This window comes from Blastococcus sp. TF02-8 (genome assembly GCF_003319175.1).
In the GTDB taxonomy this organism is placed as follows: Bacteria; Actinomycetota; Actinomycetes; order Mycobacteriales; family Geodermatophilaceae; genus Blastococcus.
In genome coordinates this window covers 1-14,321 of record NZ_QOHK01000006.1, presented here as the reverse complement: position 1 = coordinate 14,321, position 14,321 = coordinate 1, and the positions used below count along the sequence as shown (strand labels likewise).

Annotated in this window: 15 protein-coding genes; 8 read left to right on the top strand and 7 right to left on the bottom strand. The window is 71.2% G+C overall.

The genetic code is table 11. The annotated features are described in order from the left end of the window. Positions 1-430: 430 nt before the first annotated feature. The 7 genes from DQ237_RS12970 (at position 431) to DQ237_RS19755 (ending at position 6,306) form a co-directional block, all read left to right on the top strand. On the top strand, positions 431-922 hold the full coding sequence (locus tag DQ237_RS12970; protein ID WP_147251809.1) for a hypothetical protein: 492 nt from the start codon (positions 431-433) through the stop codon (positions 920-922). Next, on the top strand, positions 919-1,371 hold the full coding sequence (locus DQ237_RS12965; RefSeq protein WP_113800572.1) for a hypothetical protein: 453 nt from the start codon (positions 919-921) through the stop codon (positions 1,369-1,371). Before DQ237_RS12970 ends, DQ237_RS12965 begins: the two co-directional genes overlap by 4 nt. After that, positions 1,368-2,429 (top strand): helix-turn-helix domain-containing protein, encoded by a 1,062-nt coding sequence (locus DQ237_RS12960; RefSeq protein WP_113800571.1) that lies wholly within the window; start codon positions 1,368-1,370, stop codon positions 2,427-2,429. Before DQ237_RS12965 ends, DQ237_RS12960 begins: the two co-directional genes overlap by 4 nt. Positions 2,430-3,036: 607 nt before the next feature. After that, positions 3,037-3,471 carry a response regulator transcription factor gene (locus tag DQ237_RS12950; protein WP_113800782.1) on the top strand — a complete coding sequence of 145 codons (435 nt, stop codon included), beginning with the start codon at positions 3,037-3,039 and terminating at the stop codon, positions 3,469-3,471. A gap of 451 nt (positions 3,472-3,922) precedes the next feature. Continuing rightward, complete coding sequence (locus tag DQ237_RS12945) at positions 3,923-4,375, top strand: hypothetical protein (protein WP_113800569.1); 453 nt, start codon at positions 3,923-3,925, stop codon at positions 4,373-4,375. Between the two features lie 68 nt (positions 4,376-4,443). Continuing rightward, positions 4,444-5,739: an alpha/beta fold hydrolase gene (locus DQ237_RS12940; protein WP_166509606.1), complete on the top strand. Its 1,296-nt coding sequence runs from the start codon at positions 4,444-4,446 to the stop codon at positions 5,737-5,739. Between the two features lie 396 nt (positions 5,740-6,135). Further along, positions 6,136-6,306, top strand: a complete 171-nt coding sequence (locus DQ237_RS19755) for a hypothetical protein (RefSeq protein ID WP_166509605.1) — start codon at positions 6,136-6,138, stop codon at positions 6,304-6,306. 286 nt (positions 6,307-6,592) lie between these two features. Here the strand turns inward: DQ237_RS19755 and DQ237_RS12930 are convergent, their stop codons facing one another. From DQ237_RS12930 to DQ237_RS12900, 7 genes are read right to left on the bottom strand one after another with little or no spacing between them, the layout of a single operon-like run. Next, complete coding sequence (locus tag DQ237_RS12930) at positions 6,593-8,053, bottom strand: NADH-quinone oxidoreductase subunit N (RefSeq protein ID WP_113800781.1); 1,461 nt, start codon at positions 8,051-8,053, stop codon at positions 6,593-6,595. A 5-nt stretch (positions 8,054-8,058) separates the two neighbouring features. Continuing rightward, a complete protein-coding gene (locus DQ237_RS12925; RefSeq protein WP_113800566.1) occupies positions 8,059-9,657 on the bottom strand; it encodes a NuoM family protein in 1,599 nt (532 codons plus the stop codon). Between the two features lie 2 nt (positions 9,658-9,659). Then, entirely contained in the window at positions 9,660-11,597 is a 1,938-nt protein-coding gene (locus DQ237_RS12920) for a proton-conducting transporter membrane subunit (protein WP_113800565.1), read from the bottom strand. After that, positions 11,594-11,911: an NADH-quinone oxidoreductase subunit K gene (locus DQ237_RS12915; RefSeq protein WP_113800564.1), complete on the bottom strand. Its 318-nt coding sequence runs from the start codon at positions 11,909-11,911 to the stop codon at positions 11,594-11,596. Before DQ237_RS12915 ends, DQ237_RS12920 begins: the two co-directional genes overlap by 4 nt. Beyond that, positions 11,908-12,489, bottom strand: a complete 582-nt coding sequence (locus tag DQ237_RS12910; RefSeq protein ID WP_205730204.1) for an NADH-quinone oxidoreductase subunit J — start codon at positions 12,487-12,489, stop codon at positions 11,908-11,910. The genes DQ237_RS12915 and DQ237_RS12910 overlap by 4 nt, the downstream gene beginning before the upstream one ends. Positions 12,490-12,499: 10 nt before the next feature. After that, positions 12,500-13,438, bottom strand: a complete 939-nt coding sequence (locus DQ237_RS12905; protein WP_113800563.1) for an NADH-quinone oxidoreductase subunit H — start codon at positions 13,436-13,438, stop codon at positions 12,500-12,502. Continuing rightward, positions 13,431-14,090 (bottom strand): hypothetical protein, encoded by a 660-nt coding sequence (locus DQ237_RS12900; RefSeq protein WP_147251807.1) that lies wholly within the window; start codon positions 14,088-14,090, stop codon positions 13,431-13,433. The genes DQ237_RS12905 and DQ237_RS12900 overlap by 8 nt, the downstream gene beginning before the upstream one ends. A 6-nt stretch (positions 14,091-14,096) precedes the next feature. On the opposite strand from DQ237_RS12900, the gene DQ237_RS19460 reads away from it, so the two are divergent. Next, on the top strand, positions 14,097-14,321 hold a 225-nt coding region (locus DQ237_RS19460; protein ID WP_205730203.1), incomplete at its 3' end, for a hypothetical protein.

Sequence of the window (14,321 nt, the reverse complement as noted above, 5' to 3'; positions counted from 1 at the left end):
CGGCGAGGTGGCACCCGCGGTCCTGCGGCGATGACTGATGACCCGCCATGGCAACTCCTTCGATTCACCGGTTTGCGTCAAGGTGGCGGCTCAGCCGCCTCTCGTCGGCATCCGCCGCCTTCACGAGGAGAAGGCGCTATTCGAGGCCGTTTAGTGACACCAGCTGAGCCTCCTGTGCAGGTTTCCTACCTGCCAAGATCGCTCGCCCCGGTTCGCTGTGAGTGCGACCGGCTGCGCCGGACGGCCCGGTGACCCCCCACTGCCGCGACCGGTCCTCTTGGCACACAACTGAGCCGCGGCACCCGGCATCCCCAATTCGTCGGCGGGTGTCACCAATCGGCTCCGAATAGCGCCTTCTCCCGGTGAGCGGTCCTCACCCACGGGAGTAGCCATGCGCAGTCGGCCGGGACGAACGGCAGCGGCAGCCGTTGTGCCGCTTCCCCCCAGCAGCGAAACGCTTCGCTCGCCGGCCGATGACACCGGCATCGCTTGTGGGCGAGCGCGGAACGACGGGCTGACCCTCGACGGCGACCGCGGCGACAGGCCTGCCTGGACCGCCCTGGGCGTCCGGATGGGCTTCACGAGCGAGCAGTCGCAGCGCATCGAGATCCTCGCCGCGATCACCCGGATGAGCTGGACCGAGCGTCCACCTAAGAATCTCTGGCTCGACGGCTCGGCCGCCCGTGCGGTCGTCAAGGCCGTCATCTGCCGACGCCCCCAGCCGCGGCTGTACCGGATCGGGGTGGCCGACCTCGGCGGAGAGCGGCGGCTGATCGGTCTGGAGGGCACCGCCGGTGTCGGCAACTTCCTGCTCGATCTCGGTGTCGATGTGATCCACGTGCTGACCACCTCCCGCGACCCCTCCCCCGCACCGACGCCGTCTCCGGGTTGTCACGGCGGCACCATCGAGGAGATTCGATGAAGGGGAAGGTCACCCTCTCGCCGGAGCACGCCTGTCCCTTTGACGCGCCGGCCACTGGCGGCAACCGGGCGATCAGCCGCCGGGCCTGCGACGCGGCACGCCTCCCCCATCTGCCGCGGCAGATTGCTTGCCGCTACCTGCTGCAGGCCTTCGTCGACAGCTACGACGGCGCCACTCACCGGCTGCTCACCGACCTGGCCGACGTCATCGGCGCCAGCATCGCCTACGTCGACCGGCCCACCGTCGAAGCCCACCTCGAGCGGCCACTGTCCGGCCGGGAGTGGGCCGCCACCGCCCAGCAGTTCACGGCCATGGCCTTCGACGATCACGTCGGCGACGCCGGCAGCGTCCGCACCGACTGGATCGAAGACGTCTTGGCCAGGGCCGGCGTACCCGGTCGGGGCCACACCGGTCAGCAGGTCGCGGTACCTCCATCGGGCGTGGCATGAGCGCCACCCGAACCTGCCCGGCCTGCGGCTACAGCGGCACGTACGCCAGCGACGCCCTCGCCGACGTCCACCACGCGCGCCATTCCTGCGCGAAGCACCGGCAGGCCACCGAGCGAGCACGTCGCCGTGCCCAGCGCGCTCAGGGCCGGGTGCAGCGTGACTGCAACCACCCGCGTGCTCGGCACATCCACGGAACCCGCGTCGCCTATGTGAAGGACCGCTGCCGATGCATCGACTGCACTGCCGCCAACACCGCAACCGGCCGTGCCGTGCACCGCGCGCAGAACTTCGGCCGATGGCAGCCGTTCGTAGACGCCGCCCCGGTGCGCGAGCACATCCGCGCCCTACGCGCCGCCGGCATCGGCGTCGAACAAATCGCCCTGCTCGCGGGCGTCTCCACCAGCCACGTCCGCGAGCTGGCCGACCCCCGGCGCGACGGCAACCCAGGCATCCGGCGGGTCCGGCCCGAGACCGCCCACCGGGTCTTGCGCATTCGCATCGACCAGGCCAACCGGGCGCCGCACAGTCACGTCGCCTCCACGGGCACTCGCCGCCGGCTGCAGGCCCTGATCGCGATCGGATGGCCCCATGACGAGCTGGCCGCGAGACTCGGCCGAAGCTCCACCGCCCTCCAGCGCAGCATGCTCAGCGACGCCGTCACCGCGCAGACCGCCCAGGACGTCAGCGCCCTCTACGAGCAGCTGTGGAACCTGCGCCCACCGCAGTCCACCGACGACCAGCGCGCCGCTGCCGACGCCGCCCGTGCCTTCGCCGCGGAACGCGGCTGGCTGCCACCTCTGGCCTGGGACGACGTCGACACCGACCCAGACCCCCGACACCACGCTGGGCGCGTAGAGGAGGACGACCTCGATGAGATCGCCATCGAGCGCGCCCTCGCCGGCGACGGCGTCCACCTCGAGCACCTGACCCCTGCTGAGCAGGACGAAGTCGTCCGGCGCCTCACCGAGCGCGGGAAGTCCATCCGCGACATCGCCCAACAGCTCGCCACGACCAAGCGCACGATCTCCCGCCGACGTGCGTCCATCAAAGCCGCATGACCGGTGACGACAGGCGACCAGCTTCGGCGTCTTGCTACAGGCTGCAGTACCGGGGCACGAGGCCCCCGGCGTCCCGGCCCGAACCTCGCCTCACCTTTACCCGCCGCAGCCGGCAGGCGGGCAGGAACTTGGCCCAGATCCGCGGGATCCTGGCTAACCGCGACGCCGGCAAGGCCCCTGCCGGCACGTGCAGCGCCCGCTGGCCGATCTCGACCGAGAGCTCGCCGAACTCATTGCGTTGCGCGCCCGCATGCCCGGGGCTGCACACCATGCCGCCCCGGTCGACCCAGAGACCTGCGCCCCGTCGGCGTCTGCCGCCACCTCTAAGCGCCGGCCGACGGTCGACCGCGCTCGCAGTACCCCAGCGGTGCAGCCACCCGCCCTTGATGCCCACCGTGCCTGCCAGCTCTTCAGGCGTGGATCTCGGTGCCGGGTAGGACCGGACTTCGCCCGTCCTCGGGGACGAGGACATCGACGGTGCCAGGTGGATTCGGCGGGCGTCCCTCGGCCCACGATGGTCTGTGCATCACCAGGTCGTTTCCCCCTGGGAGAGTCGAGCGTGGCTCAACGCGCGAGAACGATGCTTTTTAGTAGTACCTTGACCCGCATGCCCGCTGGCCGCGACCCAAGCGACCCAGTCGCGGACATCCGCGTGTTGGTTGTCGACGACCACCCAACCGTGCGTGCCGCCGTCCTGGACCTGCTGGAGTCGACCGACGGCATCGTGGCCGTGGGGGAGGCCAGCGACGGGCAGGAGGCACTTCACCTCGCTGAAGCCGTCGATCCCGATGTCGTTCTCATGGACCTGACGATGCCCAGGATGTCTGGCATCGAGGCCACTCGACGCCTCAATCATGCGCGTCCGGGGGCACGTGTACTGATTTTCAGCGCAGCAGTCGGCCGCGACGTCGTGCGAGCCGCACGCGAGGCAGGTGCCGCAGGCTTTATCGCCAAGGGCGGACGGGGGGCGAACCTCATTCGAGCGATTCGGACGGTCAGCGCCGGGCGGTGCGCCTGGCCGGCATGGGCGCGGACCGTCTGACGTCGACGTCTGCAGCAGACGGCGTGGCTAGCATCCCGATGCATGGACCGGGCTCCGTCGGCGAAGCCTTCGGGGATGTCGGCGGGGACTTGGCCGAGCGTGTCTGCGCGCCCGCAGCCGTCGCCGTCCTCAGCATCCGCAGGCAGGACGGGGCCGCAGCAGCCCTCCTCGCCACGCCTCGATTCCATCGTTGACCGCAACCCCGGTCACCGGTCCGGCCGCACACTCAGGCCGCGAAGCTGATGAGCATACAAGGCCGCACGTCCGCTGGCCGTCTTCACGCAGCCGTTGGTTCAGATCTCAGTGATCCTGTGCACTGATGACTCCCACGCAATCCGACCGCTCCGGGTCGACGGATGACGACTGGGGCCGGGAACCGGGCCGACTGCCCCCACTGCCGTCCTGGGTTCCGTTGGCGTGGTGGGCCGCTCTAGCCGTCACCTTGACATTCGTGGTCGTGGTCCTGGTGCGTCCGCCCGGACCGCTGGATCAGCCCGATCCGGAACGTCAGCGCGACGGTCTGTTGCTCGACGGGCCGCTGATGCCGTCGACCGTTAGGGGTGTTGAGTTCGGCGGCAGTCCCGTGGTGCTCCTGTTCGACCGAGAGCCACCCGACCGGCAGGAACTGGCGAGCTGGCTCGGTGAGGTGCCGCGCCGCGTCGAGGTACGACTCATCCTTGCGGAGCCGCCCGCCGCCTCGGTCGACCGAGGACTTGTCGAGGTCGTCGTCGATCCCGACGGACGCCTTGCCGATGCGGTTGCCCTGCCCACCCCCGTCGACGGCGGTCCGGGCATCGGCTACGCCGTCGTCGACAGCCAGCGGCAGGTGCGTTACTCCACCCTTGACCCCGCCTACCTGGTCAACGCCTTCGAGGTCACGACGATCCTGAAGTGGGTGCCATGAGGCGGGCTCAAGGACAGTGGCCGCGGGCCTACCGGCCACTTCGTTCGCAGACGCTCCTCGTCCAGGCCGTGGTGCTGGTCGGCGCGGAGGTGGCCCTCTACACCTCCTACTCTGCTCACGACGCCCATTTCCATTGGGCCACCCACTTCCTGGTCGGGCTGCTGGCCACCGCACTCTGGCAGAGCCTGCACCTACTGGTGGCCGCACGGCCCGCCCGCGGGCAACTCATCACTGTCCTGCTGTTCCACCTCTGGGCGATGTGGCCCGACCTGATCTTCCGGCTCGGTGTGCCGCATTTCCGATGGATGGACGTGTTGGCCCTCGGGCATGTCAGTGCGCATTACATGCCGGGCGGGGACATGACCTGGCTTGTCCTCGCCCTGACCGCGGTTGGGGGCTACGCCGTCCTACTGCAGCGATGGCTGGCCGCCCGACACGCCGAGGCCACCGCCGGGCTGCCGCCGGCCCTGGGGATCGGCGGCGCCGGCATCATCCGGCCCCAGATCGGTCCGCGCACCCGCTCGCTGGCGCACGAGCATTTCGGCACGTCCGCGAGCGACCCACTGATCTTGTTGCACGGGTTGGGAGCGACGGCCGCGACGTGGCGGCCGGCCGCCCGACTGCTGGGGCAGGCCGGTTTCGAGGTGCTCCTGCCGGATCTGCTCGGCTTCGGCTCCTCAATGCGGCTCGGCACCAGGTTTGGTCTGGCCGACCAGGCCGATGCCATCCTGAGGCTGCTCCAGCACCACGGACTCGACCGGGTGCATCTTGTCGGACACAGCTGGGGATGCCTGGTCGCCGCCGCGGTCGCCGAGCGAGCGCCCAAGCAGGTGTCCCGTCTGACCCTGGTCGAACCCGCTGTCTTCGCGGACCCTGACACGGCCCGGGCGCGATTCGCTCGCCGCTCATGGCTGGCACGAGCCACAGTCGACGACTCCGGTCTCGGCGGACTCGTCTGCGGAACCATGTGCCTGCTCCGTCCAGCGTTTGCCCGAATCGCCCCGCGGCTGGAACCGGACGTCCCCGAGGAGGTCGCCCGTGAGGGCGTGCAGCACTCCTACCCGGCCTACCGCGATGCCCTGCGGAGCATCTGGGAGGACAACCCGCTGCCTGCCCTGCTGCGAGATCCGCGCCATCCGGTACGCGTGATCGTCGCCGAGCAGGACGAGACGGTGCTGCCCGGGGATGTCCTCGACCTCCAACTCGCGGCCGAAATCGAGACCACCCGTGTGGAGGGCACCCACGCGCTGCCCTTCAACCGTCCACAGCTCACCGCTGGATTGCTGATGTCAGGGATCGCTGGATCAGAGAGAATCGGGCCAGCCCACGGCCCCTCGGCCCCCAGTGACTACGGCGACGGATAGACCGGCATCTTCGCCATGCCCTCCACAATCGGCCCCCGGGCCGCAGGAATCCAAGGAACCGGGAGCCTCCCTGCTGACTGCCCGCCGTCCCGACCTACCGATCGGGGTGGCCCCGGCCAGGATGGAACGGACTTCATTCCGGGGCCCGTGGACCGCCTCGCCTGCGACACGGCAAGACCACCTACCTCGACCGCTTGAGTCCTCCTGCCGGGACGGGGCCACCAGCGAAACGCCCCAGATCTGCTTGACAGTCGCCTGTGCCGGATTGGCCGAGGCGACTCAAACCCGACTACTATCCGACTTAATAGAGCTGCCCAAGACCGCAACGTGGAAGACCTCCGACGGATTCCGGGAGGTGGCACCGTGAGGTACTGGCCTCGCCAGACCCATCGTGAGATGCGAGAGCAGCTGGGCGTCTTCGCGTTAGGCCACGGCGACGCCGAGGAGCGGGCCACCGTCAGGTCGCACTTGAACAAGTGCGCTACCTGCCGCGCCGAACTGGACGAGCTGGCAAAGGTGGTCGCCCGGCTGGCCGCCGTCAATCCCGCCAATCTTGGTCACGTCTGAGTTCCTCACCAGCCTGCTCCAGTTGCACGTCACCGACCGCACCCGCGGGCGATGCGTCCGGCGTGAATCGCTCCGGCGGGACCGACAGCAGTCGGCCCCGGCGTCGGCGGGCTCCTGGCGGACGCCCTCGGCGTCCGTGCCGTCTGCCTACAAGCCGCATGACTGCTGCTCGCCGCGACATCGCCGTCAGTCGCGCCACCGACCGACGGCAGGTCGACGCGGTCATCGCTTCCACTCCAATCTCTCGCCGACTTGATGCACCGACGTCCGAGGTCGCCGTCCTCGGTCAGGTTGACAGGGCGAAGGCGAGCCACCACCCCGCTCCCAGACCGAGGAGGAGGGACATGACCGCGGCTCCGTGCAGCAATCCGGTCGGGACGCCACGCCGGGTCCGCTGCGCCGTACCCGCCGCCGTCCGTGGACCACTACCCGCCCCCTCCTGCATAGACGGTGCGGCCGGCACCCCGGCGAACGCGGGGGCGACCCAGCGCAGGTAGTAGAAGAGGCTCGCCACCGTGTTGACGGCCGCCACGACGACCAACCACGCCAGGGCGCCGTCCCATGCCGCGGTGAAGACGGCGAGCTTGCCGACGAAGACGGCGGTCGGTGGAGTTCCGACGAGGCCGAGGAGGCAGACCACGAGGCTGACGACCAGCCATCGGTGGGGTCCGACCGCGGTCGCCCAGTCGGTGATCGTGCGCGCGGCCGGGGTCGCCGCGACGGCGGCGAAGGCACCGATGTTGGTCACCGCGTAGCCGGCCAGGTAGATCGCCAGGGCCGGGACGGCGAGATCGGTGCTGGCGGCGACGGCGACGACCATGAACAGGTAGCCGACCTGGCTGACCGTGGAGTAGGCCAGCAGCCGCAGGACGTCGGTCTGGTTGAAGGCTGCCAGGTTGCCCAGGGTCATGCTGGCTGCGGCGATGACGGCGACCAGGAGTGGCACGTCGAGCGGGACGTCGGCGAAGGGCTCGGCGAGCAGCCGGAATGCGGCGGCGACCGCGCCGATCTTGGGGATCGTGGTGATGTAGGCGGCCATCGGCGGGGTGGTGCCGGCCGTGACGTCGGGAACCCAGAAGTGCACCGGCACGGCTCCAGCCTTGAAGGCGACCCCGGCGAGCACGCCGAGGATGCCCACGGCGAGCAGAGCCGGGGAGGCGTCCGGGAGCTGCGCGGCGAGGTCGGGGTATCCGGTCGTGCCGGTGGCGAGCACAAGGGCGGCGACGCCGACGAGCATCAGCACGCCGACGAAGGCGCCCATCAGGTAGTACTTCATCGTCGCCTCGACACCTGCGGGGTCCTTGGCGAAGCCGGCCAGCGCGTACAGCGGGACGCTGGCCAACAGATAGGCGGCGACGAGCAGCAGCAGATCGCCGCTGGCGGCCAGAGCGATGCTGCCGAGCCCGCCGAGGAGCATGAGGACGTAGGCCTCGGTCTCCCGCGGATGTCCGGCCAGCGAGGCCGACGCCAACCAGACCAGGACGGCCACGCCGAGGGCGACCACGATCCGGGCGACGCCGGTGGTGGTGTCGACGACCCAGGTGCCCTCGAACACCCGCTCCGCCGGCTCCGGCAGCGCGACAGCAGCGGCGATCGCGCTGGCCAGGCAGGCGGCGGTGACCAGGAGCCGGACCCGCCACTGCCGTTGCTGCGGCGTCCAGAGGCCCAGCAGCAGGCCGCCGACGGCGCCGAGGAGAAGGAGCAGTTCGGGAAGCAGGGCGAGCACCCGCTCGCCGCCGCCGGACATGCCGGTCACCTGCCCACCAGCTCCACCACCGCCATGGCGGCCGGCTCCAGCACGTCCAGCAGGACCCGCGGAACCAACCCGAGAATCACGGCGAGTACCAGCAGCGGGACGACCGCGGCCGCCTCGCGACTGCGCAGGTCCTTCATCCGGGTCGCCGTCCGCGGCCGGACGGCGGTCGCCGTCGTGCCGTCCGCACGTTCCGGACCGGGGCCCTCCGCCAGCTCGTCGGGGTCTGCCCCGGACGGGACGACGGTGTCGCCGGTGAGCAGCCGCTGCAGGGCCAGCAGGAACAGCCCGGCGGTGATCAGGATGCCGACGACGGCGATCACCGTGGCCACCGGCGCGGCCTGCAGCGCGCCGGTGAACACCTGGAACTCGGCGATGAACCCGGAGAACCCGGGCAGCCCCAGGGAGCCGAACGCGGCGACCGCGAAGCAGGCGGCGAAGACCGGCGCAGGACGAGCCAGACCGCCCCACCGGTCGAAGGCGTAGGAGTGTCCGCGGGACCACAGGACGCCGCTGAGCAGGAAGAGCGCGCCGGTGAGCAGGCCGTGGCTGACCATCTGGTACATCGCCCCGACCGTGGCCACGGTCCGCGCGCCCTCGTCGGCGGAGGCGACCAGGCCGGCCGCGCCCAGGCCGAGGAGCACGTAGCCCATGTGGTTGACCGAGGTGTAGGCGATCATCCGCTTGACGTCGGTCTGGGCGAGGGCGACGAACGCACCCCACAGCACGCTGATCACCCCGACGACGACGGCCACCATGGCCCACCGCTGCCAGGCCTCGGGCAGGATCGGCATGGCGATCCGCACAAACCCGTAGGTCCCGAGCTTGAGCAGAATCCCGGCGAGGACGGCCGACCCGGCGGCCGGGGCGTCGGTGTGCGCGTCGGGCAGCCAGGTGTGGAACGGGAACAGCGGCGTCTTCACCGCCAGCCCCAGGCCGATCGCCAGCAGGACCAGGCCGCCGGCGAGCGGGGAGTCCGCGAGCGGCGGATTCGCCGCCAGCGCCACCATGTCGAAGGTGCGCTCCTCGCTGCCGAGGAACAGCCCGATGAAGCCCACGAGCAGTGCCAGCGACCCGATGAAGGTGTAGAGGAAGAACTTCAGCGCGCTGCGCCGGGCGTTGCCGTGGCCCCAGCCGGCGATGACGAAGTACATGCCGACGATCGACAGGTCGAAGAAGACGAAGAACAGGATCAGGTCCAGCGAGGCGAACGTGCCCATGCAGGCGGTCTGGAGGAAGAGGAACAGCGCGGCGTAGGTGTGCGGTCGGTCCGGCTCCCGGAGTGAGTAGATGGCGCAGGCCAGGAACAGCACCCCGGTCAGGGCGAGCAGCGGCAGGGAGAGCCCGTCGACGCCGACGTGGTAGCCGGCGTCGACGGTGGGGATCCACTGCAGGTCGGCTTCGTACGCCAGGCCGTCGACGATTCCCGAGGCGCCCTCCCCTGGCTCGAAGCGCCACCACATCCAGCCGACCAGCGCCAGGTCGACGGCGGAGGCGGCGATCCACACGCCGATCGCCGCGCGACCGGGGATCCCCGGGGCGGCCAGCAGCACGCCGGCAGCCAGCAAGGGCAGGAAGATCACGACGGTCAGCAGCACGACTACCTCACCACGAGCAGGAGGACGAGCAGGAACCCCAGACCGACGACGGCCTGGGCGTAGTACTGGTGCAGGAGCCCGGTCTGCGGGCGGCGGGCGGCGCTGCCCGCCCGGCGGAAGGCCGTCGCCGTCGCACGGACGAGGCCGTCCACCACTCCGGTGTCGATCCGTGCGGAGCCGGCAGCGGTGCGGCGGGTCGCGGCCGCGACACCGGACACCGCACGATCCAGCACGCCGTCGTCCGCCCGGGACGCCATGCCCGCGAACCGGCGCGCGCCGGCCGCGATGCCCATGACGGCCCGGTCGATCAGCTTGTCGTCGACGACTGCCAGAGCGCGGGCGACAGCCATGGCCGGCCGGGGCGACAGCAGCCGTCCCAGCCCGGCCCACGAGCCGAGCGGACCCCGGGAAAGCTGCTCCATGACGGCAGGGCGGGCCCGGACCACGGCGACGGTCAGCCCCAGGGCCACCAGCGCGAGCGCCCCGGAGAGCAGCAGCTCCCCCAGCCCAGGGGACGGCTCCCCCTCCACGTCCAGGACCGCCTTGAGCTCCTCTGCCACGGCCGGCAGCGCGAGCACACCCAGCCCGGCGGCGAACACGGCCAGCACGCCGGCGACGACCGTGGTCACGGCCGGGACGCGCCGGGTGCCCGGCTCCTCCTCGTCGAACGCCTGGTCCTCGGCCGGCCGGGCGAGGACGACGGCCAGGATCCGACCGGCGTAGACCGCCGAGACCGCGGCTGCGGCGAGGCCGACGACCTTCAGCGCCGTTCCATCGACACCGGCGAGCACCTTGTCCTTCGTCGCCCACAGCGACAGCGGCGGCACACCGGCCAACGCAAGGGCAGCGACGGTGGCCGCTGCCCCGATCCCCCGGTACCGGCGGGCGGCGCCACGCAGGTCGGTCAGGTTCTTAGTGCCGAGCGCGGTGAGCCAGGCCCCGGCGGCGACGAACAGGCCGGCCTTGACCGCGGCGTGCGCGACGAGCTGGGCGGTGCCACCGGCGGTGGCGCCCACCCCGGCGGCGAGGACGACGAAGCCGATCTGCGCGGCCGTGCTGGCCGCGAGCAGCTGCTTGAGGTCGGTCTGCGCCACGGCCACCGCACCCAGGACCATCGCGGTCAGCGCCCCGGCCCACGCCGCCGCCGTCGCGGCCCAGCCGGTCGACGCCAGCAGCGGCTGCATCCGGATCAGCAGGTACCCGCCGGCGGCCACCATCGTGGCCGAGTGCAGCAGCGCGCTCACCGGGCTCGGCCCCTGCATCGCGGCCGAGAGCCAGGCCGAGAAGGGCAGCTGCGCCGACTTGCCCAGCGCGGCGACCAGCACGCCGGCGGCGGCCACGTCCGCCCAGCCACCGTCCGCGCTCTCCAGGTCGGTCAGCACCAGGCTCCCGGTCGCAGCCAGCGCCGCCCCGGCGGCGACGTACAGGCCGAGGTCCCCGGCCCGGGTGGTCACGAACGCCCGGGTGCCGGCGGCCGGCTTGCCCGGCTCGTCCCAGTGGTAGCCGATGAGCGCGTAGGAGGTCGCGCCCATGACCTCCCAGGCCAGGAGAAGCGTGGGGAGGGTTGCCGCGGTGACCGTCGCCAGCATGGCCGCGACGAACAGCAGCAGGTAGCCGAAGAACCGCCCCCGAGCGGCATCCGCCGGCAGGTCCACGACGGCGAACACGGTGACCAGCAGGGCGATGCCGGCCACCAGGACGACGAGCACGGCGGAGAGCCCGTCGACGACCAGGCGCAGATCCCCGCCCTCGACGATCCCGAGGAACGGCACCGACAGCAGCGGCCGGGTCCCGGCCACCAGCGCAGCCACCACCACACCTGCCGCGGCGACGGCCACGGCCAGCGGACCGGCGACGCGGTCGGCCCCCCGCCCGGCGACGAGCAAGGCGGCTCCGCTCAGGGCGGGGAGCAGCACCAGGGCGCCGAGGACGGCGCTCATCCGCGCAGGTCCGACGCCATGTCGATCATGTCGAGCTGCCGAGCTCGATAGAAGGCGACGGTGACGGCGAAGCCCATGGCCATCTCCACCGCCATGACCACCAGCGCCACGACGACCAGCACCTGGGCGTCGGGCAGCTCCGGCGCGAGGAAGTACCAGGCCGCTCCCCCGGCCAGCAGCACACCGTTGAGGACGAGCTCGAGGCCCATCATCACCATGACGATCGTCTGCTGGGACAACGCCCCGAACAGCCCGACGCCGATCAGGCCGGCGGCGACGGTCAGCACGATCTGCAGCACCAGCTCGGCGGTCATCGGCGCAGTCCCCCGGGCACCGGGTCGTCCGGGTGCTCGGCGTCGAGACCCGGGCCGAGGCGGTCGTAACGGCCGCGCGCGGTGGCCAGGACAGTGCCGGCCAGGATCATGGCGAACAGCCCGATGCCGATCACCAGCATGACCAGCATGTGGCTGCCCATGATCGCCTCGCCGAGCTGGCGGGTGCTGTCGTCGGGGCGAACCGGGTTCATCGTCGGCCAGTCGATCGTCCAGATGCCCACCGCGAGGAGGACGAAGACTCCGGCGCCGACCGCGGCCGAGCCTTTGGCGTTGTGCACCATCGTCATCGGCATGAGCCCGGCCGGGTTCATCATGAACATGATCATGAAGACGGCCATGATCGCCATCTCGATCGTCATCATCAGCGCCGTCACCACGGCCAGGTAGACCAGGTCGAGGGCGAGCAGGATGCCCGCCACGGCGAGGAACGACGCCAGCAGGGCGAAGGTCGCCCGCGCCATCGAGTCGACGACGAAGACCGCGACCCCCGCGGCGACCGACAGGACCCCGAGGATGGCGACGGCCGTGATCGCCCAGCCGGAGAGGTCGCTCAGCATCGGCTCCTCCTCACGCGTAGAACCCGGTCAGGACGAGCACCGCGACGACCAACGCCTGCAGGAGCGTCAGCGGGACGAGGACCATCCAACCGACCTCCACCGTGCGGTCGGGCCGCAGCACCGGCATCCGTCGTCCCACCCAGACCAGAGCAGCGACGACGGCCAGGGTCTTCAGCAGGTGCCACAGCGGGCCGGGCAACCAGGGGCCGGAGTCGCCGCCGAGGAATAGCGCCGCCGCCATGGCCGCGCTCGCGCCGAGGAAGACGGCGCGACCGGCCTCCACCAGCAGCCGGTCCACCCCGGACAGTTCCGAGGTGACGCCGCCGGCGATGTCAGCTTCGGCCGGTGCGGCGAACGGCCCCCAGAAGGCGAAGGCCGCGGCGCCGGCCACGAAGACCACGAAGGCGACCGGCATCGTCACCACGAGCCACAGGGCCTCCTGCGCGGCGACGACATCGGTCGTCCGCAACGAGCCGGCCGCCAGGCCAGCCGTGATCAGCGCGAACATCAGCGGCAGCTCGTAGGCCAGGCCCTGGGCGAGGAATCGGTATCCACCGGTCAGCGCATGGACGGCGTTCGGACCCCAGCCGACCAGCCACACCGCCGCCCACAGCAACGCTTCCATGGCGTTGAACCACACGAGATCGGCGCTGGTCGACCACAGGGTTCGGCCAGCCACGGGTACCACCGCCAGAGACAGCAGCGCCAGCGTCGGCACAGCGACGCACCCGATTCGCCACAGCAGCCGATCCGGCGCCAGAGTCGTCCGCCGCTGCTCAGCCAGCAGACGCGCGCTCGAGCGGATCGGCTCCACGACCGCCCCGGATGCGCCGAAGACGACGACGCGGTCAACCGCCGCCACCACGACGCCTAGGACCACACCGACCGCCACGATCCCAAGGACTGCCGGGACCAGCCCCCACGCCTCCGCCAGGGTCTGCTCAGGCATGCAGATGCTCCGACGCCGACACCGTGGACACGGGGGTGAGGTCGAGGCTGGCCACGATCAGCCGTGCGCTGCCGATCTCCGCGCCCTCGACCAGGGCTGCGACGGCCTCGAGTGACGTCGCGGGCACGTTCTCGACCGGTTTCCCCGACGCCATGTCGCACCAACGCCTGACCCGGTCCAACGTGTCTCCCCCGGACCCGCGTCCGCCGATGCCGCCGGCCGTCCAGACCAAGGTCCGCGACCGACTCACCCGCCGTGCCACAGCCTCGGCAAGCCGTTGTGCCTCGTCGCGGCTGCCTATCTGGGCCATCCCGTCTCGGGCGCGACGTGCGTCTCGGGCGGCGGTCGGCCAGCCGGCCACATCCAGGAAGAGTGCGAGCCGGTCCAGGATGGCCCTCTGGGAGTCGGGCTGCTGCCGCGCGGCCGGGAGGGTGTCGGTGTCGAGCCAGGCCAGCTCTGCGGATGTGAGGACGTCGCCCTGCAGGTTTGCCCGCAACACCAGTCCCGTCGGCCAGCCTGGCAGTACCGGCCCGAGCGCCACCTTCAGAACGTCGAGTTCGAGCCCGTCCCGGTCCGGGCCGGTCGAGGCCATCGGCAGCCCAGCCACGTCACCGCCGTGGTCCATGCCCTCGTGACCACCGCCGTGGTCCATGCCCTCGTGACCACTCCCGTGGTCCATGCCCTCGTGACCACTCCCGTGGTCCATGCCCTCGTGACCACTCCCGTGGTCCATGCCCTCGTGACCACTCCCGTGGCCCATGCCCTCGTGACCACTCCCGTGGCCCATGCCCTCGTGACCACTCCCGTGGCCCATGCCCTCGTGACCACTCCCGTGGCCCATGCCCTCGTGACCACTCCCGTGGCCCATGCCCTCGTGACCACT

Coding starts and splice junctions, on each gene's coding strand:
- DQ237_RS12905 (WP_113800563.1), bottom strand. CDS start 13,438: ATGCCTGAGCAGACCCTGGCGGAGGCGTGGGGGCTGGTCCCGGCAGTC.
- DQ237_RS12910 (WP_205730204.1), bottom strand. CDS start 12,489: ATGCTGAGCGACCTCTCCGGCTGGGCGATCACGGCCGTCGCCATCCTC.
- DQ237_RS12950 (WP_113800782.1), top strand. CDS start 3,037: ATGCCCGCTGGCCGCGACCCAAGCGACCCAGTCGCGGACATCCGCGTG.
- DQ237_RS12900 (WP_147251807.1), bottom strand. CDS start 14,090: ATGGACCACGGCGGTGGTCACGAGGGCATGGACCACGGCGGTGACGTG.
- DQ237_RS12920 (WP_113800565.1), bottom strand. CDS start 11,597: ATGAGCGCCGTCCTCGGCGCCCTGGTGCTGCTCCCCGCCCTGAGCGGA.
- DQ237_RS12965 (WP_113800572.1), top strand. CDS start 919: ATGAAGGGGAAGGTCACCCTCTCGCCGGAGCACGCCTGTCCCTTTGAC.
- DQ237_RS12960 (WP_113800571.1), top strand. CDS start 1,368: ATGAGCGCCACCCGAACCTGCCCGGCCTGCGGCTACAGCGGCACGTAC.
- DQ237_RS19755 (WP_166509605.1), top strand. CDS start 6,136: ATGCGAGAGCAGCTGGGCGTCTTCGCGTTAGGCCACGGCGACGCCGAG.
- DQ237_RS12930 (WP_113800781.1), bottom strand. CDS start 8,053: ATGTCCGGCGGCGGCGAGCGGGTGCTCGCCCTGCTTCCCGAACTGCTC.
- DQ237_RS12915 (WP_113800564.1), bottom strand. CDS start 11,911: ATGACCGCCGAGCTGGTGCTGCAGATCGTGCTGACCGTCGCCGCCGGC.